The 21,880-nt window shown below is 43.4% G+C and carries 18 protein-coding genes and 1 riboswitch; of the genes, 15 read left to right on the top strand and 3 right to left on the bottom strand.

Annotated features, from left to right (window positions below; genetic code table 11):
• The first annotated feature begins 64 nt into the window (after window positions 1-64).
• Window positions 65-1,666 (top strand): phosphoenolpyruvate carboxykinase (ATP), encoded by a 1,602-nt coding sequence (gene pckA, locus QZV24_RS02355; protein ID WP_294519579.1) that lies wholly within the window; start codon window positions 65-67, stop codon window positions 1,664-1,666.
• A 240-nt stretch (window positions 1,667-1,906) separates the two neighbouring features.
• Window positions 1,907-2,635 (top strand): LytTR family DNA-binding domain-containing protein, encoded by a 729-nt coding sequence (locus QZV24_RS02360; protein WP_294519582.1) that lies wholly within the window; start codon window positions 1,907-1,909, stop codon window positions 2,633-2,635.
• Between the two features lie 28 nt (window positions 2,636-2,663).
• Here QZV24_RS02360 and QZV24_RS02365 read toward each other — a convergent pair whose 3' ends face one another.
• A complete protein-coding gene (locus tag QZV24_RS02365; RefSeq protein ID WP_294519585.1) occupies window positions 2,664-3,542 on the bottom strand; it encodes a hypothetical protein in 879 nt (292 codons plus the stop codon).
• Complete coding sequence (locus tag QZV24_RS02370) at window positions 3,536-4,876, bottom strand: sensor histidine kinase (protein WP_294519594.1); 1,341 nt, start codon at window positions 4,874-4,876, stop codon at window positions 3,536-3,538. The genes QZV24_RS02365 and QZV24_RS02370 overlap by 7 nt, the downstream gene beginning before the upstream one ends.
• 195 nt (window positions 4,877-5,071) lie before the next feature.
• On the opposite strand from QZV24_RS02370, the gene QZV24_RS02375 reads away from it, so the two are divergent.
• From QZV24_RS02375 to QZV24_RS02405, 7 genes are all read left to right on the top strand, one after another.
• Window positions 5,072-5,725 carry a DUF5105 domain-containing protein gene (locus QZV24_RS02375; protein ID WP_294519597.1) on the top strand — a complete coding sequence of 218 codons (654 nt, stop codon included), beginning with the start codon at window positions 5,072-5,074 and terminating at the stop codon, window positions 5,723-5,725.
• A gap of 102 nt (window positions 5,726-5,827) precedes the next feature.
• Window positions 5,828-5,968 (top strand): hypothetical protein, encoded by a 141-nt coding sequence (locus tag QZV24_RS02380; protein ID WP_294519600.1) that lies wholly within the window; start codon window positions 5,828-5,830, stop codon window positions 5,966-5,968.
• 152 nt (window positions 5,969-6,120) lie between these two features.
• A riboswitch (cobalamin riboswitch) is annotated at window positions 6,121-6,308 on the top strand.
• A 176-nt stretch (window positions 6,309-6,484) separates the two neighbouring features.
• On the top strand, window positions 6,485-7,468 hold the full coding sequence (locus tag QZV24_RS02385) for an ABC transporter substrate-binding protein (RefSeq protein ID WP_294519603.1): 984 nt from the start codon (window positions 6,485-6,487) through the stop codon (window positions 7,466-7,468).
• Between the two features lie 3 nt (window positions 7,469-7,471).
• Complete coding sequence (locus QZV24_RS02390) at window positions 7,472-8,332, top strand: ABC transporter ATP-binding protein (RefSeq protein WP_294519606.1); 861 nt, start codon at window positions 7,472-7,474, stop codon at window positions 8,330-8,332.
• The gene (locus QZV24_RS02395; protein WP_294519609.1) at window positions 8,329-9,357 is read left to right on the top strand and encodes an iron ABC transporter permease; all 1,029 of its coding nucleotides are present in this window, start codon (window positions 8,329-8,331) and stop codon (window positions 9,355-9,357) included. Before QZV24_RS02390 ends, QZV24_RS02395 begins: the two co-directional genes overlap by 4 nt.
• A gap of 109 nt (window positions 9,358-9,466) precedes the next feature.
• The gene (locus QZV24_RS02400; RefSeq protein WP_294519611.1) at window positions 9,467-11,557 is read left to right on the top strand and encodes a TonB-dependent siderophore receptor; all 2,091 of its coding nucleotides are present in this window, start codon (window positions 9,467-9,469) and stop codon (window positions 11,555-11,557) included.
• Window positions 11,558-11,691: 134 nt separating this feature from the next.
• Window positions 11,692-12,630 (top strand): Fic family protein, encoded by a 939-nt coding sequence (locus tag QZV24_RS02405; RefSeq protein WP_294519614.1) that lies wholly within the window; start codon window positions 11,692-11,694, stop codon window positions 12,628-12,630.
• 85 nt (window positions 12,631-12,715) lie between these two features.
• On the opposite strand, the gene QZV24_RS02410 is transcribed toward QZV24_RS02405, so the two are convergent.
• A complete protein-coding gene (locus tag QZV24_RS02410) occupies window positions 12,716-14,674 on the bottom strand; it encodes a TonB-dependent siderophore receptor (RefSeq protein WP_294519617.1) in 1,959 nt (652 codons plus the stop codon).
• A 452-nt stretch (window positions 14,675-15,126) separates the two neighbouring features.
• On the opposite strand from QZV24_RS02410, the gene typA reads away from it, so the two are divergent.
• The 6 genes from typA to QZV24_RS02440 all read left to right on the top strand — a co-directional run bounded on the left by typA (window position 15,127) and on the right by QZV24_RS02440 (window position 21,866).
• A complete protein-coding gene (gene typA, locus QZV24_RS02415) occupies window positions 15,127-16,950 on the top strand; it encodes a translational GTPase TypA (protein ID WP_290656852.1) in 1,824 nt (607 codons plus the stop codon).
• A 184-nt stretch (window positions 16,951-17,134) separates the two neighbouring features.
• The gene (locus tag QZV24_RS02420; protein WP_290656853.1) at window positions 17,135-17,605 is read left to right on the top strand and encodes a cell division protein SepF; all 471 of its coding nucleotides are present in this window, start codon (window positions 17,135-17,137) and stop codon (window positions 17,603-17,605) included.
• A gap of 154 nt (window positions 17,606-17,759) precedes the next feature.
• Window positions 17,760-18,233 (top strand): transcription elongation factor GreA, encoded by a 474-nt coding sequence (greA, locus tag QZV24_RS02425; protein WP_294519621.1) that lies wholly within the window; start codon window positions 17,760-17,762, stop codon window positions 18,231-18,233.
• 20 nt (window positions 18,234-18,253) lie between these two features.
• Complete coding sequence (gene lysS, locus QZV24_RS02430; RefSeq protein WP_294519624.1) at window positions 18,254-19,756, top strand: lysine--tRNA ligase; 1,503 nt, start codon at window positions 18,254-18,256, stop codon at window positions 19,754-19,756.
• A 79-nt stretch (window positions 19,757-19,835) separates the two neighbouring features.
• A complete protein-coding gene (locus QZV24_RS02435) occupies window positions 19,836-21,194 on the top strand; it encodes a TrkH family potassium uptake protein (RefSeq protein WP_294519627.1) in 1,359 nt (452 codons plus the stop codon).
• A 12-nt stretch (window positions 21,195-21,206) separates the two neighbouring features.
• Window positions 21,207-21,866, top strand: coding sequence for a TrkA family potassium uptake protein (locus QZV24_RS02440; protein WP_294519632.1), 660 nt, complete (start codon window positions 21,207-21,209; stop codon window positions 21,864-21,866).
• Window positions 21,867-21,880: the final 14 nt, after the last annotated feature.

Below are 21,880 nucleotides of genomic sequence, written 5' to 3' on the forward strand. Positions count from 1 at the left end.
TTGGCTTAGGGAGGTGGTGAGTTTTTATGGCAAATTTATTTAAAAGAAAGAGGTAGATAGCAAAATGGCAACTATTGACTTGACAAAGTATGGTATCACTGGTACTACTGAGATTCTCCACAATCCTTCCTATGAGGTATTGTTTGAAGAGGAGACCAAGGCTGGCCTCGAGGGCTATGATGTTGGAACAGTTACTGAGCTTGGTGCTGTAAATGTTATGACTGGTATTTACACTGGCCGTTCTCCTAAAGATAAGTACATCGTTATGGACGAAAATTCCAAGGATAAGGTTTGGTGGACTTCCGACGAGTACAAGAATGATAACCATCCTATGTCTGAGGACGTATGGGCAACTGTTAAGGATATCGCCAAGAAAGAGCTCTGCAACAAGAAGCTCTATGTTGTTGATGCTTTCTGCGGTGCTAATAAAGATACCCGTATGGCAGTTCGTTTCATCGTTGAGGTTGCATGGCAGGCTCACTTTGTAACCAATATGTTTATCCAGCCTACTGCTGAGGAGCTGGAGAGCTTTGAGCCAGACTTTGTTGTTTATAACGCTTCCAAGGCTAAGGTAGCTAACTACAAGGAGCTCGGTCTGAACTCCGAGACCTGCGTTGCTTTCAACACTACCTCCAAGGAACAGGTTATCATCAACACCTGGTATGGTGGTGAGATGAAGAAGGGTATGTTCTCTATGATGAACTACTTCCTCCCACTCCAGGGTATTGCTTCCATGCATTGCTCCGCTAACTGCGATATGAATGGCGAGAACACTGCAATTTTCTTCGGTCTCTCCGGTACTGGTAAGACCACCCTGTCCACTGATCCTAAGCGTAAGCTCATCGGTGACGACGAGCATGGTTGGGACGACAAGGGCGTATTCAACTTTGAGGGCGGCTGCTATGCAAAGGTTATCAACCTTGACAAGGAGTCCGAGCCAGACATTTACAACGCTATCAAGAGAAATGCACTTCTCGAGAATGTAACTGTAGATGCTAATGGTAAGATTGACTTTGCTGATAAGAGCGTTACTGAGAACACTCGTGTATCTTATCCTATTAACCATATCAAGAACATTCAGCCAGGTTCCACTGCACCAGCTGCTAAGAATGTAATTTTCTTGTCTGCTGACGCATTTGGCGTTCTTCCTCCAGTTTCTATCCTGACTCCAGAGCAGACTCAGTACTACTTCCTCTCTGGCTTCACTGCTAAGCTGGCAGGTACCGAGCGTGGCATCACTGAGCCAACTCCTACCTTCTCCGCTTGCTTCGGTCAGGCATTCCTCGAGCTGCACCCTACCAAGTACGGTGAGGAGCTCGTTAAGAAGATGAATGCTAACGGTGCGAAGGCATATCTCGTAAACACTGGTTGGAATGGTACCGGTAAGCGTATCACCATTAAGGATACCCGTGGTATTATCGACGCTATCCTGAACGGTGACATTAAGACCGCTCCTACCAAGAAGATTCCTATGTTCAACTTCGAGGTACCTACCGAGCTGCCAGGCGTTGATCCTAAGATCCTCGACCCTCGTGACACCTATGCAGATGTTTCCGAGTGGGAGACCAAGGCTAAGGATTTGGCTGGCCGCTTCATTAAGAATTTTGGCAAGTACACCGGCAATGCTGCTGGTAAGGCTCTTGTTGCTGCTGGTCCTCAGCTGTAATATTTGCTGCTTGTTCAAGGCGATTGCATTAAAAACGAAGAGAGTCCCGTATCTGGGGCTCTCTTTTGTGTTATAACGAGCTTTAAGATGTCCCCACCTCTTTAGGTGGGGGGGAACAAACTTTAACAGCTGGCGAGTATATCTCCCAGCTCGTTGAAACGCTAATTGGAAGATTTTTCTTCTTAAAGAAGAAAAATTTGAACAATGGCGTTATAATATATTAAAAAAGGGGGGATGGATATGAATATTGCCGTGGTTGATGATAATGATATGGACCGGAACAATGTAATAAACTATTGTCAACAGTATATTTCTGATCACTATCCCCAGGATAAAAATTTTATCAATATAAAAACCTTTGCCAGTGGTGAGGAATTGGTGGAGTCTTATAAATCCGGAAAATTTGATTTATTGGTGTTGGATATATATATGACGGGAATTTCCGGCCTGGAAACGGCAAAGAAGATCCGTGATGTGGATTCAGATGTCAGCATCATTTTTTTGACCAGTAGTGATGAGCACCTGTTGGAAGGCTACAGGGTGTTTGCTACGGGATATTTTATCAAGCCACTGAAGGACCACGAAGAGGAATTTGCTGCCACCTTCAATCATATTTTTCCTAAATTGTTGAAAAACAGAGGAGGAATAACCATCAGGGTAAAAGGGTCTCTGGTGGATGTTTCCTATAGCGATGTAATGTATGTGGATGTCAGTGATGCCCATAATATCGATATTCATTTTAACAACAAGGTGTTATCGTCTCCCATGTCCTATGGGGAATTGGCAGAGATGCTGTTAAAGGAAGAACGGTTTTTGGAGTGTCATCATCGCATCATTGTCAATATGGATTATATTGAGGTAATGGAGCAGGAGGAATTCATATTAAAGGATAACAGCCATATTCCGATCAGTCGCCGTAAGCGCCAGGATGTAAAGGTGGCTTATATGAATCATATAATCAGCAAATAGAAAGGGTGAGGTCAATTGGCCTCACCCTTTAGCTTTTTTCCAACAGTTTCTTTTGGGCTTCAATATGCTTTTTTATGCTCTCATAGTCGCCTTTTTCCAGCAGGGCATATATCAGACGATAACTATGACGCAGGTCATGGCGCAGTACAGAAATGGCTTTTTCATTTTCCTGTACCATTTTGGTATGCTTCGTGAGATTTTGCAGCTGTCTGGTAAGCCGTTCTTTGGTCTGGGTCAGCTGACGGTACTGAATTGCCTCCCGGGAATTATAATGAACCAGGGAATAGACGATGAAGAAAAACAGGGGAATGGACAGTCTGGTCAATCTGTCACTTAATTCCGGCAGAAAGGTGACATTGGTGATGGAGATAATGCATCCAATATAGAATGACACTGGTAACAGGGCAATATACCATTGAAGTTTGGTATCAGAAATGAATTGTTTGTCAGGCAGCAGACTGGTAAAGAGCTTTTCCCCCCATGGGTAAATCAACAAAAAGAGGCCAATCCACAGGGTAAGCTGCAATGGAAGTAATCTGGCTGTCATGGTGGAATATATAAGGGTGAGAATAATGCTGGCCACTGAATGAAGCATAAACGCATAAAGGGCCTGAATGCCTATAACAAAGAAGTGCTGGGCCAGATGGCGGGGGATAAGAATAACAGAGAGAATAAAATATGGTGTCATACCAAAGAAAAACAGCAGCTTGAAGGTGCGCATGGATATTCCATAGACACTTGTAACATAAATATTTATCATCAAGCCGGCTATGCTCCATAAAAGCAGTGCTTTCCATAGTCTGGCGGTGAGCTTTCGGTTTAAAATCCGACTGAAGGGAAGATAGCGGAAATAGGCACCGGCGAGATGTATCAGCGTTGTTAAAATGGCATAGGCGAATATCAACATGGTTTATCATCCCTCCAATACATGAATAGGCGCACCCGACCTTCATTCTGGGTAAAGGTGGCATAACCCTTGTATTTTTCCAAAAACATTTTCAGGGAAACCATACCAATACCGTGGCCTTTGCGGGTGGCCCGGGGTAGGCCCTCTTTATCCAAATCTATAGGTGTGCCGCAATGGTTGCTGATGGAGAGGACGCATTGATGACCGTTATGTTGTATAGTCAAAGCTATTTCCGCATTGTTATCGTTTGATTTTGGGGAACGGAGGGTTGCCTGCAGGGCATTTTCCAGCAAATTGGATAACAAAATGCCTAAATCATTTTCATCCGTGGCCAGATTGGCCGGCAGGTTAACCTTGGTGGTAAAGGTAATTCCAAGCCGTTGGGCTCGGGAATAATAGATGGAAATAGCAGTGTTGATAATGGGATAGTCGGAATAGGACATAACTGTGGCGGCTGGTAGCTTAAGCTCCTGTTGCCGTAAGTATTCCCGTATTTCATCCGCTTTTTGGGCATCAATCAGCTCCAGTATGTGATCGTAGCTGGTAAGAAAGCCTTGGCGGAACTTTTTTATGAGAGATTTATTTTTTTGAAGCAAAAGGCGGTGCTCCACCAAAGATACCATTTCATTGGATAAATGCTGGTTGTTTTTCTGCAGCAATTTTTTTTCATTGTAATACCTGGTAGCAATTTGAACATAGTGAAAACAGCACAGAAAAACCACCAGGAGATAAAATCTGGAAAGCAATAACTCCCAGGAATGCCAAAGAATTTTATCAGTTGACAACAGGGTTTGGGCAACGGAAATGGACAGGGGCAGGCTGGCGATATAGAGGCCGATATTCTTCTCCTGAAAAAAATCCCGTGACGGAAGCAAGCGGGCGAACATTTGCCGTTCCCAAGGAAGCAGCAGAATAAACAACAGCAGATTGGATAGGGTATGGATTATCAGTGCCTGATCATAGGGTGTTTCATAAAACCATAAGGTAAGTACCATATCACTGGTGCTGTGCAATAAAAAGCTCCATAGCGCTGACATTCCCAACACGAAAATATGCAGGGAAATATGGCCGGGAATAAGCCGTAAAAAGATTAGAAAATATGGAATCCAGCCTAGCATAAGCAGATATTTATAAGCCATAATGGTAAAGCCACTGTAGGCTAATACACCAAAATACAGTGGAAGGGAAATAAGCCCCCAGCTGAGAACCCATTGCAGAAGACGACGAATTTCCTGCTGAGACATATCAGGTTTAAAGGCCAAATACCACAGGTAAGTATGGCAAAGCTGTACTATGGTAATCAAAAAAACCAATGGAATAATCAATATATTCATAAATACCTCACGGTAAAAAAGTCAAAAGGTATAAAAATCGACCACTTTTAACAAAAAACGACCACTTTTAACAGAAGTATTGAAGTAAAAAAATAGTTTTGCTAAAGTAAAAGTGTCCGTAGGGAGATGCGAAATCTCCCATAAAACACAATACCACGAAGGTATAAATTTATCAAGGTTGAGGGGGAAAAACGGATGTTGAAAAAATTATTATTGTCTGTGGTTGCATTGCTTGCTGTATTTGCAATCGCCGGATGCGGTGCCGACAAGCCAAAGGACAGCGCTGACAAAGCCATCTTGGGTTATTCTGAGATAATGGCTTACGGTGTATCTGATAGCATGGCGGCTACAGGTATGACCAAGAAACAGGAGGAGGAAATTCAGGAAGCGGTTATTGGTGATTTGCTGAAGGCATTTGCCCAGTTCCCACTGAATGATGCCAATGTTCAGACTGTAACTACTTCATACATCACCAAGATGAAGGCAGCTATGCAGATTAAGACTGAGATTACGAAAGATGATGCTGAGCATCCAGTAGTTAAAGTTACTGCCAATGTAATTGATCAGGCGGGTGCTGCTAACTTGGCCAATACGAATGCGGATATTCAGGCTCTTGGTGTAGTATTAGGCGCCCTGCAGGCTAACGGCTATACTGTGGAGCAGTTCAAGCAGGACCCGGATTTCCAGAAGGCTACTATTGAATGTATTGAAAACTATATCAATGAGTTCCCGCTGAAGATGGGTCAGACTTATGAGTGCAAGTGCGAAATCGTTAAGGGCGACGATGGCAAAACTTATTGGGCTCCGGTTGATGTGGACGGCCTGAAGAAGTTTGTTAATGGTAATTGATTAAAATGTAAGGGATTATATATTTTGTAAAGGAGGTTGTATAATATGAAAAAGAAAATTGGTATGGTATTGGCTGCTATGGTATTTGCTTTAGGGGCATAGATGGCTAGTGCAGCATCTTTGGTAGGTACTGCTCCAGAGCTTAACCTGTTGGATGAGGAAGAGATTATTATCGTAGATGAGCCTGTAGAGTCCGGTGACCTTATCGTGACCGAAGATGGCGATGTTTACGAAGTAGAATAAGAATAGCTGGTATCCATATTTTAACACCTGTCCGTTTTTGGGCAGGTGTTTTTATTTCTATTTCAATGAGACTTTGTCCTGACAGGGGAATATTTTAAAATACATTTGACAAATGTTTGTACAATAGTATAATTAAGAAGGTTTTAATCAAAATTTAATATTTGGGAACAGGTGTCGTATGCGTTTGCATTTAGACTTAATAGAGAAGCTGGTAAAGTCCAGCACGGTCCCGCCACTGTAAGAGGAGTTTAGCTGCAGGTTTGGCCACTGGAGTATTCTGGGAAGGCGCAGCGAAGCGATGAATCAAGTCAGGAGAACTGCCTGTTTTTCAATCACCGTTTTTACCTGCGAGCGACAGGAAGGGGATTTTTGAGGACTTATATGATTATTTAAGACCTTTGTTCTGCTTTTCTGCCTTTTTGGACGAAAAGCTTTTTCTTTGTGTGGTTAAAAACGGTTAGGATTTGATGCCTGACCGTTTTGTTATTTTTGGGTAAAAACGAGGAGAATGGTTGAATGAAGTATTTTATTAAATTATTTGCCGTTGTGACAGTACTTATTGTGCTTTGTGCTTCTGGTTGCAGCAAACAGCCGGCCGCATCCTCTGATGAATATGAGGTCACTGATTGCCAGGGAACGGTGGTGCATTTTAAGGAAAAGCCCAAACGAATTGTCACGGCCACCAAGGGGACAGACACCATCGTACTGGGATTAGTAAAACCGGATAAGATGGTTGCCTGCGACCGGAATTTGGATGATCCAAATAGCTCCAATATGCTGGAGCTGGTCAAGGAAATACCAAACCGCGTGCACCTGCCAAAATTGGAGGAGTTGCTGGTTTTGCAGCCTGATTTGGTTATAGCGGTTGATTGGGGCAATTTGGACTATGTCCAATCCTTGCGGGACATGGGCATAAATGTGGTGGTAGTCCGAGGAGCAAAAAATTTATCTGATGTAAAAGAGAATATTACCCTTATTTCTGCCGCTCTGGGTGAACCGGAAAAGGGCCAGCAGCTTATTTCCCAAATGGAAGCGCGCTTGAATGCGCTCAAGGAAAAAGTTGACCGGTTAGTTCCCCGGGACCAGCGCCAGCGGGCCGTTTTAATATCCCGGGTGGCGTATTATGGAGGTAAAGGCTGTATATATGATGATGCCTGCCAGTGGGCCGGTGTTATCAATGGTCTGGCGGAGGCCGGATTGCATCGGGGGACCAATCTTACCAAAGAAATGATTGTAAAAATTGATCCGGATGTTTTGTTTTTGCCTAGCTATTCGATGCGCGGCCTGGCTGATAAACAGTCTTTTCGGGATAATTACATAAAGGATCCGTCATTGCAGCATGTCAAGGCCATTAAGAATGGCAAGGTGCGGGAGCCGCGGGATGCATATATTTATTCTGCGTCACAGGATTTTTGCTTTGGAGCACAAGAAATTGCCTATTGTGCCTATGGAGATGAATTTAAGCAGGATGATCAACAACATTTGTCGGTGGCGGAGTGAGCAATGAAAGAATTATTAAAGGTTGATAACATAACCACTGGTTATGAAGATAATAAAATATTGACAGATATATCTTTTTCGGTGAATAAAGGTGAGTTTTTAGGTATCATCGGCAAAAATGGTGCCGGTAAGAGTACCCTTTTAAAGGCCCTCCGGGGCTTTTTGCCGGTAAAGCAGGGTAGTATCCGGCTGTTTGACCGGGAACTTTCTGAATACCAGCAGTGGGAATTGGCCGCTAAAATAGCCTATCTTCAGCAGCAGATTGAGCTTACCTTTGATTATACTGCCCGGGATATGGTGCTGGCTGGCCGTTATCCATATATGAAATGGTATGAACAGCCAGGCGAAAAGGATATAGAAATAACTGAAGCCTGTATGAAATACACCGGGGTGCTGGAGCTGGCTGATACTCCCATCCGGGCCATGTCCGGCGGACAACGCCAGCGGGTGCTTTTGGCCAAGATATTGGCCCAGCAGACGCCGGTCCTGTTTTTGGATGAACCGGCCGCTGGCCTGGATCTCTTTTATCAGGAGGAGATTTTCCGATTTTGTCAGGAGATGTGCAGCCGGGGCAAGACAGTGATTATGGTAGTGCATGAGCTAAATCTGGCAGCCAGATATTGTTCCCGGGTGATGCTTATAAATAATGGGAACATAATAGCTGATGATGTGCCACAGTCGGTTCTTACCGATCAGCTGTTAACGAAGGCCTATGGAGTGGATATTCGTTCCCTTATAAATCCGGAAACTGGTCATGCCGATATTTTTACAGTGCCAACCAAGCTGGATGCCAATAAACAGCAGCTGTTGGATATAATAGTGGGCATGGATGAAAATGGGGCAGAAGGGAATGGTGAGTCATGAGGATATATCATCTGAAGCTTGTCATAACCGGTCTGTTAACATTCCTTGCCATAGTAATTTGCTTTTCCCTGTCAGCCGGTCAATATGATTTGGGCTTTATGCAGGTGGTGGCCTGGGGCTTCCATCAGCTGGGAATACCGGTTTTGAATGATTTGTCTATTACCCCGCAGCAGGAGGCGGTTCTGTTGTACATAAGAGCCCCTCGTACTGTGGTGGGCCTTTTGGTGGGAGCAGGACTGGCCGCTTCCGGGGCTGTTTTGCAGGGGTTGTTTAGCAATCCCTTGGCGGATCCGGGCATAATCGGTGTGTCCAGCGGGGCTACCCTTGGTGCCGTGACGGCTATATGCCTAGGTATTAACGCTGTGAGCATGTTTGGTTTACCATTATTTGCTTTTGTGGGAGCGATTACAGCTGTAAGCCTGACAATTGGCCTGTCAGCCCGTAATGGACGAATTCCGGTTTTGACTTTGCTGTTGGCCGGTGTAGTGGTGGGAATGCTATTTAGTGCTGTTACAGCAGCTCTTTTGACAGTAATGGATGACCACAAGGTGCAGCAGTACCTGTTTTGGACCATTGGCAGTTTGGATTATCGTCGGTGGGAGCATGTGCTTATGGGTGTGGTACCGATAAGCATGGGAATAATCATTATGCTATTGATGGCCAGACATTTAAATATATTGGCCCTTGGCGAGGCTGAAGCCAAGGCCGTGGGGATGCCGGTGGCCAAATATCGGCTGATTTTGTTGGCTGTGGCGGCACTGACTACTGCATCCAGCGTATGTATCAGCGGCAGTATTGGTTTTGTGGGACTGATTATTCCCCATATGATGCGTATACTGGTGGGGCCTAATCACCGCCATTTGTTACCGGCCAGCATATTGGCCGGGGCAGTATTTTTGGTATTTTGTGATAGTATCGGCCGGACCATACTCACTAACACGGAGATAAATGTGGGTATAATGACGGCTGTACTGGGTACACCGTATTTCTTATTCCTATTAAGAAAGCATACAGATTTACAATAACAATAACCTTAGCCTTCTCCTATGGAGAAGGTGGCAGCCGAAGGCTGACGGATGAGGTTGACATATATATACATATATTTTTACAAACATTTTTGGAGGAGAAACGGAAATGAAGAACAAGAAGTATTTGAGCATGGCCCTGGCTTTGGCTGTAATGGCCACCAGCTCAAGCGTACTGGCTGCTGATGTGGCCGATTTTGGCGACGAGGATGTGGTAGTGACTGCTACCAGAACAGAAAAAAGAGACATTGATGTACCTGCATCCACTGAGGTTATTACTGCAGAACAAATCAGGGACATGGGTGCTAACAGTGTAGCTGATGCACTTTCTAAGACAAATGGGTTTTCCTTTAAATCATTTGGCCAGCTTAATGCAGCTATGGGTACTATGACTAATGAGCTTAGTATTCGCGGTATTGATAATGGTACATTGGTAATGATTAACGGTGTACCAGTAACCATGCGTACTAAGTATGATGTTTCTGCTATTCCAGCCGGTATCATTGAGCGTATTGAAGTTATCAAGGGAGCTGGTTCCACCCTGTATGGCTCTCAAGCAATGGCTGGTGTAGTAAATATAATTACCAAGAATAATGAAGAACCGTTTGCTAATAATGTGTTTGTTGGTTTTGGTACGCAGGGTCAGCAACATTATGGTGTAAATGCGACTGTAGAAAAGGCAAGTGTACATTATAATAAGCAGAAATGGACTGGCAGTCATGATGCAACGGTTTCTGATTTTGATTACAATGGTAATGGCACAACCGCAGCTGATCGGCATAAATTTAAGGGCGAGACTCACACATGGATTCGCGATGTAGAAAAAACATCTGTTGGATTCAATGTTAAAGTTAACGATCGGTTTAATGTAATGTACGAGTACAATGATTCTTTGGGGACATATGACAGATACATTACTGATTTGGCTGCTACTAATGAATATAAAGCAGGTGGTGAATATGGAGATCTTCACGCAGAAGTAGGAGATTTCTTTAATTCAAGACGATATAACACTTCACAGCATAATATTCAGGCCATATATAAGGATGATTTGTGGAATACAAAGTTCTTCTACAATACTGGCACAATTAAATCTACCGGACCAAGTGCCTATAGTGTAAGCGCCTCCTTTAACTCTAAAAAAGGCACGGCAACTCCAAGTTATAACACAAATAATGGATGGTATGATAATAATAAGAAGAAAGTATTGTACAACACCTTAGAAAAAAATATAACTTATGGTACTGATATCCAGCGTACTTGGCATATTAGTGACGCTACCACTGTGGTGGCTGGTGCCAATGGACAGCGGGAAAGATATGAAGCTTGCTATACACCTTATACTACAGGAACATCTCATAAGCTTTTCGAACGGAATGTTTGGGCGTTATTTGCCCAGGTAGACCATAACTTTGATGCTAAAAATAACATCATTGTCGGTGCAAGAGAAACTTGGACCAGTGCCACTAATTTGAATTATAACAATTTCTCTGGCTCATTGGCCTATACCCATAAGCTGAACGATGAGAATAATCTTTATGCGGCTGTAAACCAATCATTTATTTTGCCAACCTTTGCTCAAATGTATGGTGCATCTGACCAGGCTATTCCTAATCCTGGCTTGAAGCCACAGAAGGGTATTAATTACGAATTGGGTTGGAAACACAATCATGGAGTGCATACCTATAAGGCAGCTATCTTTAAGACAAATATAGCTGATAATATTGCCGCTACTTGGAATAAGACTAAAGAAGAATATACTTACAACAATGAAGATTTCAAGAATACCGGCTTGGAACTTTCTTGGAATATTGCTCCAGAGACCAGCAAGTTTTCCTTTAACTATGGTCTTACTTGGCAGAATCCACAGGTTAAGTCTGACAAAAAGCAATATTGGGATAGAAAATTCGGCAGATTGCAGCTTACTGGTGCTGTAAAGTATAAGGTCAGCAAGTTTACTGGTGAACTTACGGCATCCTACCTCTGTGACCGTGTAAATACGCCGTCTTCTGAACGGTCCTTTGCGGCTAAACCATATCTCCTTACCGGTTTGAACCTTATTTATAGTCCGACCGATAAGAGTGATATTACATTGAGCATTGATAATGTATTGAACCGTAGGGATAATGTAACTCATTCTTCCTCCATCTACTATACTGCTCCAATCAGCTGCATGTTGACTTATAATATGAAGTTCTAAGTTAACAATAGGAATAAAATAGGGAACTTTTTGTTACAAAAAACAATAAAAAAGTTCCCTATTTTTATATTGAATTTTAGGGAACTTTTTTATAGAATTATATAAAGAAAGTTCCCTAAAGGAGGCTGGCTTATATGGCAACTGAATTCGATATAATCCAAAATTTGCTACAGGAAAAGGCAGATTATCAGGCAAGATTAAACCTTCTTCCTTTTGATGGTTCCCCGGAAGTAAAGGAAAAGGGAAACGGCAAATATCTTTATGTCAGGAAACGGATTGGCAGCAGACTCACATCAACCTATGTTGATGTATATTCTGATGATCTCTATCAGTTATTATTGAGAAATGCCAAGGAAGCCAGAGATTTAAACAAACAGATTAGGCGTGTAGACAGGGAGCTTATAAAGAACGGCTATATCAAGGCAGAACTTCCTCCAGCTGTATTGAATAATCTGGATTTTGCCCGGGCAAATATGAAGGCCAATATTTATGATCAGGCTATATTGGAAGGCGTTGCAACTACTTTTCCGCAAACAGCAGAAATCATTGAAAATGGAACTGTTCACGGTATGACTGCCAACGATGTGCAAAAAATATTAAATTTAAAACATGCCTGGGAATTTATTCTTGACGAAGATGTCATTCAGGCTGAAAGCAATTTTTATTTGCTTAGTCATATAGCAAGACTTATCAATGAAGGTTTTTTTCAAAATGGTGGCCGTTTGCGAGGAATACCTGTTACTATTGGTGGTACCCAATATGCTCCACCACTGCCAATAGAGTCAGTGGTTATTGAAAAAATACATGAGATTGTGCAGTCTGATAAACCGGTTGTTGATCGGGCGATTGAATTATGTATGTATTGTATGAGAACACAGGCATTTCTTGATGGTAATAAACGGGCAGCAATTATATTTGCTAATCATTTTATGATTGGTCATGGTGCTGGTTTATTGATTATACCGGAAAAAGATGTAACGGAGTTCAAGCAATATTTGGTAAAGTATTATGAAAGTGCCGATATAAAAGAAATAGGTAACTTTCTAAAAGAAAAATGTTGGAAGCGGCTATAATACAAATGGCGGACCATTAAGGTCCGCCATTCTTAATTTTTTTCAGATACTTTTAAATGTACACATCTGCATATTACATTTCAAATCAGAACTTATAGGTGAAGTTCAGCATTACAGTCATTGGCGCACAATAGTAATCAGAAGAAGAATTGGATGTGCGATCACGACGGCTGAGAAGGTTATCTATCATCAAACTGAGTTCATTACGATTGTCCGGAGTGTAAATGAAATTCAAACTGGAAAGAAGATATGGCTTAACCGGCTCATTTTGTTTAGATTGAGACTGGTATCTGGAGCACATATAGGTAAAGTTCAGATTTGTCTTAAATTTCTTGAACTTGTAGCCAATACCGCCATCCAGCTGCAAACGGCCATAAACATTTTCCCATTTATTCATCATGGCACCCTTCTTGTCATCGTTGCTCTTGCTCTGTGGGTGCTGCCAGATGATACCATAATTATAGCTCCACTTGTCATTCCCATCGATTTTGCAGGACAGTTCAATACCGGTATTGCGGAAATCCACATTAGTGTATTGCCAAACTGGATTTTCAGGATCTGTGTCTTTGTCATATGTAGCAGTAATATTATCCTTTACATCCAGATGGAACAAAGCGGCCTTCCAGGTGTGGCTGCCACGGTTCTGCTTCCACCCCAGCTCATAATTGATACCCTTGGCCGGTTTCAAATCAGGATTTGGAATTCCGTAATCTGATTCCTTGTACATTTCAGAATATGTTGGCATCTTGAAGGATTGGGCAACCGAAAGATACAAATTATTCTCCGCATTCATTTTATGTACCCAGGAACCGGACATACTGAAGTTGCTATAATTCATATTTTTTGTAGCACCGGTTGTCCAAGTCTCTCTGGCACCAAAGATAACATTGTTCTTTGAGTCAAAATCATGTTCAACCTGAGTAAATGCTGCCCAAATATTTCTTGCAGCAGTTTTAGGTTTTTCATTGATATAACTGTTGTATCCTTCCCGCTCCCCACTGAGGCCAGCAATCAGACTGGTAGCACCATTAAGCTGCCACTTTTTCTGTGCATCAAGACCATAGGAGTTATTCTTTTCCTTAGTATGATATGGAGTTCCTTCATATTTAAATTTATCGGTCCAGCCCTTATTTTCTATAAAGTTGATATTATTAAACAGGGAAATTTTCCAATCGTTATCATGGAAAATTGCCTGCATATTATGATTTATAGTATTAAATCTTCTGGACTGATATCTGTCGCCAACCTTGGCTTTACCGGTATATCCTGCTAAGGTATCAGTAATATAGCGGTCATGGTAACTCATGTTTTCAGAAAAATTATAGTATACATCCCACACAGGACTCAGTGAACCAGCTATACTCAGATTTTCCTTTGATGCATCATAACTATAATAGCGTAATTCAGCTTTTGATGAAATGGCTGGTGAACTTACATCGTGTTTTTTCCCTATCATAGACTTAGTATAACCAATACGCCATTTGTCATCCCCCACATTAACGCCATATTTGTAAGAGCTTCTGTTGCCTAAACCCACAAATACAGAATTGGCATCAGTGTTTTTCTTTAGGATAATATTAACTACGCCACCAATCGCCTTCGAACCATATAATACGGAGCCGTTACCCTTGATTACCTCAATACGCTCAATATTTTCAGCAGCAATAGAACCTAAATCATAATTACCGCGATATTCCATAGGCGTACCGTTAATCATTACCAATGTACCATCCTTATAGCCGCGAACGATAACATCATTGGTCATTGTACCCATATTGCCATTAGCCGCACTAAGGCTATCATACTGGATACCGTTGAGATATTTCAGTACATCTGTAGCGGAGTTAACCCCCATCTCCTTAATTTTCTCGGCAGTAACTACTTCAGTACCGGCAGCAACATCAACATCCTTCTTTTCTGTTCTGGTGGCAGTTACAACCACATCCTCATCGCCAAAGTCTGCCACATCAGCAGCCAGTACGCTTGAGCTGGTGGCCATTACAGCCAGGGCCAAAGCCATGCTCAAATACTTCTTGTTCTTCATTTCCATTTCTCCTTCAAAAATGTTTGTAAAATATATATAAACCTCACCCACCGCACGCGGTCCCCCCCTCCCCATAGGGGAGGGCAAGATTTAGTGCAAATAACAAATAATTGTCTTCCCCTTGCGACGCGAAGCTAGTCCTGTAAAAAGGTAAGGACCTAAGGCACTGGAAGCAAAGCTCCGTCAGTAGGCGCGAAGCGCTCGGATAAGGTTATTTTAAATCTGTGTGGCGTCTTAGCAGGTATAAGAAGTGTAGAGGAAACGATGGAAAGCTGGATGAACACTTGATTTTTGGAGGTATGGCATAAGATGCATTTTATGGTGAAAAACAGCAAAAAACAATTGACATTGCAAAACTACTATAATAATATAATTATGCTGAAAATTAAGATGTGGTTTTAAAAGGGAGCGTAGGACTCCTTTTTCTATGTAATGGGAGGAATTTTAATACTATGAGTATGAATGAAAATTTGAGAAATATTGCGATTATAGCTCATGTTGACCATGGCAAGACTACCCTGGTAGATGCTATGCTGCAGCAGAGCCATATTTTCCGTTCCAATGAGCAGGTTGCGGAGCGCGTAATGGACTCCGGCGATTTGGAGCGTGAGCGTGGTATTACTATTCTTTCCAAAAATACTGCTGTTATGTATGAAGGAACTAAGATTAACATTGTAGATACCCCGGGCCATGCTGATTTCGGTGGCGAAGTTGAGCGTGTACTGAATATGGTTGACGGTGTTTTGCTGTTGGTTGATGCCTTTGAGGGCCCTATGCCACAGACCAAGTATGTATTGCGCAAGGCCTTGGAGCAGGGCTTGAAGCCAATCGTGGTTATCAACAAGATTGACCGGCCTGACCAGCGGGTTGACGATGTATATGATGAAGTTCTGGAGCTCTTTATGGAGCTGGATGCAGATGATGAACAGCTGGATTTCCCATGCATTTATGCTACTGCCCGGGATGGTGTAGCCAAGTACAGCATGGAGGACACCAATGACAATCTGGTTCCTTTGATGGAGACTATCGTGAAGGAAATTCCTTGCCCACATGGCGATGCAGAAGGCCCTCTTCAGATGATGGTTACCACTCTTGAGGCTGATGAATATGTAGGTAAGGTGGCTGTAGGCCGTATTATCCGTGGCAGCGTGAAGCCAAACCAGTCTGTTGTGCTTTTGGATGGCGATTCTGAGACCAAGGCGAAGGTTGGTAAGGTGTATACTTATCAGGGACTGAACCGGGTGGAGGTCAATGAGGCTTCCATGGGTGAGATCGTTTGTCTTACCGGCCTTGGTAATGTAAGCATTGGTTATACGGTTGCTGATGCTGAAAACCCAGAGGCACTGCCTAGCATCAATATTGATGAGCCTACTCTGTCTATGACCTTTGGGGTTAATACCAGCCCATTTGCCGGTCGTGAGGGGCAGTTTGTTACCTCCCGTCATTTGCGGGACCGTCTTTTCAAGGAAGTTGAGACCAATGTTTCCCTGCGGGTAGAGGAGACTGATTCTGCGGATGTATTCAAGGTTTCCGGCCGTGGTGAGCTGCATTTGTCTATTTTGATTGAAACAATGCGCCGTGAAGGCTATGAACTGCAGGTGGGTAAGCCAGAGGTAGTTTATAAGACCATTAACGGTCAGAAGTGTGAGCCAATGGAGAATTTGACCATTGAGGTTCCACAGGAATATATGGGGACTGTTATGGAGTCCCTGGGTACCCGTAAGGCTGAGTTGGCCAATATGACCGAGGTTTCCGGCTATATGCGCATGGAATTTTTGATTCCGGCCCGTGGTCTTATCGGCTTTAGAAGTGAGCTCTTGACCAATACCAAGGGTAACGGTATTATGAACCATGTATTTTCCGGCTATGTGCCATTCAAGGGAGAAATTCCAGGTCGTACCCGTGGTTCCTTGGTAGCCTTTGAGCAGGGTGAAACTACTGGTTATGGTATCTATAACCTGCAGGATCGTGGTACAATGTTTATTTCCCCGGGTCAGGCCGTTTATGAGGGCATGATTGTGGGAGAAAATACCAGAGAAATTGATATGGATATCAATCCTTGCAAGGCAAAGCATGTTTCCAATATGCGTACCTCAGCTTCTGATGAAGCTATTCGATTGGTTCCACCTAAAATTTTGAGCTTGGAGCAGGCTTTGGAATACATTAACGATGATGAGCTGGTAGAGGTTACTCCTGAGAGCATCAGACTGCGCAAAACCGTGCTGGATAAGGTTGCTCGTGGTCGTGCCAGCAAAAATGCCCGCAAGGGGAACTAAGCTAAAAGTCTTAGGCCTTTTGACTCATTTTTAAAAAATACAAAAAATTCGCAAAATCAGCAGGACAAAACCTGCTGATAGCGAATATAATAGTATCTAGCCCCATATGGGCAAAAAAGTATCGTTTTTTGTTTTTATACCATTCATTTTATTTTTTGAAATTATTCATTGGAGGGTGGACATTGTGGGTTTCTTAAAGCGGTTGGCGGACTATGTTGCCCCAGTCGATGTAGAGGACGAAATCTATATCGATGAGGAAGAAGAAGTCGTAGCAGAACAGGAGAGTGTACGCAAGGTAGTTGGCGGCAGTAGCGTGGATGCTAGTAGGCCAATGGCGGCGGCACCTGCAAAGCGGCCTAATCTTACTTTGCACACCAACAACAGCACCAAGGCCAGCGAACTGAAAATCAAGATTTTCGTTCCTCAGCGCTTTGATGATGTCCGTGAGATTGCTGATGTTCTGAAGTCAAAGAACGCTGCAGTAGTTAATTACGAGCGGGTTGAGCTTCCGGAGCAGCAGAGAATCTGCGATTTCCTGAACGGTGTTTGCTATGTTCAGGAGGGCTTTTTGCATCGCATTTCCAACACTATGGTGATTTATGCACCACATGGTGTGGAAATAGATGAAATGAAGTCTGTTGGTGCGGTTTTATAATTTGGTTTTTCTTGAGAAACTGTTGTGTGAGCAACAGTTTCTTTGCTTTGTGTAATTTATTGACACAAATGGTGTTTTCCTATATAATTTTATAGTATATTTTTAGTGAGTGCCATTTGGCACTCATATTTGTTGAGTAAAGGAGTTATTAGTAATGGCAGACAAGAGTGTACTTCTCACCAAGGATGGTTTGAAAAAACTGCAGGAAAGACTTGATGATTTAAAAAGTGTCAAAAGACTTGAGGTGGCTGAGCGCTTGAAAGCTGCTATAGCTTTGGGTGACCTTTCCGAGAACTCCGAATACGATGATGCCAAAAATGAACAGGCGTGGTTGGAAGGCGAAATCAAGGATTTGGAAGAAAAAATCCGCAATGCGAAACTCATCGAAGATAATGCTGATTCTGATGTAGTGTCCATGGGTTCCAAGGTTGTACTGAAGGACCTGGAATTTGATGAGACTGAGGTATATCAGCTGGTAGGCTCTACTGAGGCTGACCCGGATGAGGGTAAAATTTCCAACGAATCTCCTGTAGGTATTGCTATCAACGGCAAATCTATTGGTGAGGTTGTGGAAGTTCAGGTTGGCGAAAATATCATTAAGTACGAGATAGTGGAAATTAAGCGTTGATTGATTTGGAGATAGATAAAGTGGCAGAGAAGAATGAGAATGCTCCTGTTCAGGAGGATATGAATGAATTGCTGAAGGTTCGTCGGGAGAAGCTGGCAGCCTTCAGGGAAATGGGTGTGGCACCATTCGGTCACCGTTTTGAGGTTTCCCACCATAATGCCAGAATACTGGAGCAGTATGCTGGTCTGGAGGGGGAGGCCGAGAGCGAAGAAGAGGTTTCCATTGCTGGCCGTCTGATGGCCATTCGTGGTCATGGCAAGGCAAGCTTTTCTGTTTTGATGGACCGTACCAGCCGTATACAGATTTACTTCAAGCTGGATGTTTTGGGTGAAGAGAAATACAAGCAGTTCAAGCTGCTGGATATTGGTGATATTATCGGCGTAAAGGGGCATGTATTCCGCACCCGCCGGGGTGAGCTGACAGTTCGCGTAGATGACTTCGATTTGTTGTCCAAGTCCTTGCGTCCGTTGCCAGAGAAGTTCCATGGGCTCACTGATACGGAAATCCGGTATCGCCAGCGGTATGTTGACCTTATTATGAATCCGGAGGTTATGGATACCTTTATTGCCCGGACCAATATTATCAAATCCATCCGCAACTATCTTGATTCCCGTGATTTTCTGGAGGTGGAGACTCCGGTATTGGGGACTATTGCCGGTGGTGCAGCGGCCCGTCCGTTTATTACCCATCATAATACCCTTGATATTGATATGTACCTTAGAATTGCTACTGAGCTTAACCTGAAGCGTCTGGTAGTAGGCGGTATGGAGCGGGTTTATGAAATCGGCCGTGTCTTCCGTAATGAGGGCATGGATGTCCGTCACAACCCTGAGTTTACTTCGATTGAGATTTATCAGGCCTATGCTGACTATAATGATTTGATGGATGTTACAGAGGGGATTGTCCGGGATGCGGCTATGGCCGTATGTGGCAGCCTGCAGGTGGATTATCAGGGTACGACCATTGATTATTCCAGCTTTAAGCGTATCAGTATGAATGATGCGGTAAAGGATGCCACTGGCAAGGATTTCCTCAGCTGCGAAACTGTGGAAGAGGCCCGGAAGATGGCTGATGAAATCGGTGTTCCGTATGAGAAGCACTTTGGCATTGGCGGTATTTTGAATGCTGCCTTTGAGGAAAAGGTGGAAGAAACTTTGATTCAGCCTACCTTTATTACTGGTCATCCAACCGAAATTTCTCCATTGGCTAAGCGCAATCCGGAGGACCCACGGATTACTGACCGGTTTGAGTGCTTTGTCTATGGCCGTGAGCTGGCCAATGGCTTTACTGAGCTTAACGACCCTATCGATCAGGAGGGGCGGTTCCTGGACCAGCTGAAGCAGCGTGAGGCTGGGGATGATGAAGCTCATATGATGGATCGTGACTTTATTGTTGCCCTGGAATATGGTTTGCCACCAACAGGCGGCTTGGGTATCGGCATTGATCGTCTGGTGATGTTCCTTACTGATAGTGCGTCCATTCGTGATGTGTTGCTGTTCCCAACAATGAAGCCTATCGACTAAATTAGATATTTAATGCAAAAGAGGATTTTTCTGAATATGTTTCGGAAAAGTCCTCTGTTCGTATAGGATGAAGTGTATTATGAATACAAATTTCAATCTGGGCAGTTTAATACTTCGGATGAACCGCAGCATGGTGGTAGGGGGAAGCTTTGCCGCTGTTATCTTTATTGGGGCGGTGTTGCTTATGCTGCCTATTACTCATACTGAGGGGGGCTGGCTGCCCTTTGTGGATGCATTATTTACTGCCACATCGGCCACCTGCGTAGTCGGACTGGTAGTAGTCGATACCGGCACATATTTTAATCTGTTGGGGCAGTTGGTTATTATCCTGCTTATTCAGATAGGTGGTGTAGGGGTAATGACCCTCACTACCATGATTATTCTGGGTATGGGTCAGAAAATGGGGTTAAAGGAAAAGCTTTTGATGAATGAAGCCCTTGGGGCGGACGGCCCGGCGGGAGTTATTGGTCTGGCCAGACAGATTATTGGCTATACCTTGTGCATAGAGCTGTTATTTGGCACTATTTTGGCTCTGCATTTTTATTTTAATGTGGGAATGGGGCTTCAATCCATATATTATGGTTATTGGCATTCAATTTCGGCATTTTGCAATGCCGGCTTTGATTTGATGGGTAATTTCAACAGCTTTACGGCATTTCGGGGGGATTATGTCATCAATATTTGTATTATCCTGCTGATTACCTTGGGGGGTCTTGGCTTTATGGTTGAGGGGGATATCATCAAAAAGCGTTGCTGGCGGAAGTTGCGGCTTCAGTCCAAGGTGGTTTTGACCAGCTATTTTATCCTGTCCATCGGTGGCGCGTTTGTTATATGGCTATTTGAATATACCAATCCGGATACTTTGGCCAATCTGCCGGAGGGGGAGAAATTCCTGGCATCACTGTTTCAGTCTGTTACCGTTCGGACGGCCGGCTTTAATACCATAGATGCATCGTTGCTCAATGAAGATACCCTGCTGTTTTTGATGCTACTGATGTTCATTGGTGGAGCACCTGCATCCACAGCAGGTGGCATCAAGGTCACCACCTTTGCCGTAATAATTATGGCCTGTATTGCCCTTTTGCGGGGGAAAAAGGATGTGGTTATGTTCCGGCGCCGTATAAGTGAAGAGATTATTCATAAAAGTCTGGGAATTTTCGTATTATGTCTGTTGTGGCTGGGATTGGCCTTCTTCCTGTTGCTGTCCTTCGATAAGGGAGAAAATCATTTTCATCTGGTTATGTGTGAGCTGTTCTCGGCTTTTGGTACAGTGGGCTTGGGGGTAAATATAACACCCCAGTGGGATGTATTCAGTAAATTGGTACTGATTATGACTATGTTTATTGGCAGAATAGGTATTCTTACCTTTGTGATGGCATTTTTGGAAAAGAAGCCATCCAGTTTAAAGTATCCATATGAGGATATGGTGATCGGATAAGGAGAGCGGAAAATGGCTGAAAAAAGACAATTTCTGGTGGCTGGTTTAGGAAGATTTGGGCGGAGTATCGCTCTGGCCTTGGAAGAATTGGGATGCGATGTTATTGCCATAGATGCCAACGAGCAGACGGTACAGTCGTTAAGTGAGAATTTGACCTATGTGGTGTGTGGCAATGCCGCTGATGAAAAAGTGCTGCACGATTTGGGGGCCGCTTCCGTTGATGTGGCAATAATTGGTATGGGGGATATTCAGGGGAGTGTGCTCTGTACATTGATTTTAAAGGAAATGGGCGTTAAAACAATTGTTGCGGTAGCCAACGATGATCTGCACGGCAAGACCCTGGAGAAAATCGGTGCAAATAAAATAATCTATCCGCAACGGGATACGGCCCGTAGATTGGCTGCTCATCTGTATTCGGATAAAATTCTTGATTATATCGATGTGTCAGATGAAACGGCGTTAATCCGTCTGAAGGTGCCGGATGAGCTGATAGGAAAATCCCTTATTGAAGCCAACCTTAGGGCCAAGTACAATGTTTATGTTACCAGTATCAAGCGGGGACCGGAAAATATCGTTAATCCAAAGGCTGACGAGGTGTTTCAGACAGGGGACTATATGATTGTTTATGGGACAAAACACAGCATCGCGGTTATTGGTAAAGATTACGCGTAAGGCAGAAAAAATCG

It is taken from the genome of uncultured Anaerovibrio sp., assembly GCA_902786545.1.
Taxonomy (GTDB): Bacteria; Bacillota; Negativicutes; order Selenomonadales; family Selenomonadaceae; genus Anaerovibrio.

Bases quoted from the DNA above. Each gene is read 5' to 3' on its own strand.
- pckA (WP_294519579.1), top strand. From the start codon at position 65: ATGGCAACTATTGACTTGACAAAGTATGGTATCACTGGTACTACTGAG.
- QZV24_RS02360 (WP_294519582.1), top strand. From the start codon at position 1,907: ATGAATATTGCCGTGGTTGATGATAATGATATGGACCGGAACAATGTA.
- QZV24_RS02365 (WP_294519585.1), bottom strand. From the start codon at position 3,542: ATGTTGATATTCGCCTATGCCATTTTAACAACGCTGATACATCTCGCC.
- QZV24_RS02370 (WP_294519594.1), bottom strand. From the start codon at position 4,876: ATGAATATATTGATTATTCCATTGGTTTTTTTGATTACCATAGTACAG.
- QZV24_RS02375 (WP_294519597.1), top strand. From the start codon at position 5,072: ATGTTGAAAAAATTATTATTGTCTGTGGTTGCATTGCTTGCTGTATTT.
- QZV24_RS02380 (WP_294519600.1), top strand. From the start codon at position 5,828: ATGGCTAGTGCAGCATCTTTGGTAGGTACTGCTCCAGAGCTTAACCTG.
- QZV24_RS02385 (WP_294519603.1), top strand. From the start codon at position 6,485: ATGAAGTATTTTATTAAATTATTTGCCGTTGTGACAGTACTTATTGTG.
- QZV24_RS02390 (WP_294519606.1), top strand. From the start codon at position 7,472: ATGAAAGAATTATTAAAGGTTGATAACATAACCACTGGTTATGAAGAT.
- QZV24_RS02395 (WP_294519609.1), top strand. From the start codon at position 8,329: ATGAGGATATATCATCTGAAGCTTGTCATAACCGGTCTGTTAACATTC.
- QZV24_RS02400 (WP_294519611.1), top strand. From the start codon at position 9,467: ATGAAGAACAAGAAGTATTTGAGCATGGCCCTGGCTTTGGCTGTAATG.
- QZV24_RS02405 (WP_294519614.1), top strand. From the start codon at position 11,692: ATGGCAACTGAATTCGATATAATCCAAAATTTGCTACAGGAAAAGGCA.
- QZV24_RS02410 (WP_294519617.1), bottom strand. From the start codon at position 14,674: ATGAAGAACAAGAAGTATTTGAGCATGGCTTTGGCCCTGGCTGTAATG.
- typA (WP_290656852.1), top strand. From the start codon at position 15,127: ATGAGTATGAATGAAAATTTGAGAAATATTGCGATTATAGCTCATGTT.
- greA (WP_294519621.1), top strand. From the start codon at position 17,760: ATGGCAGACAAGAGTGTACTTCTCACCAAGGATGGTTTGAAAAAACTG.
- QZV24_RS02435 (WP_294519627.1), top strand. From the start codon at position 19,836: ATGAATACAAATTTCAATCTGGGCAGTTTAATACTTCGGATGAACCGC.
- QZV24_RS02440 (WP_294519632.1), top strand. From the start codon at position 21,207: ATGGCTGAAAAAAGACAATTTCTGGTGGCTGGTTTAGGAAGATTTGGG.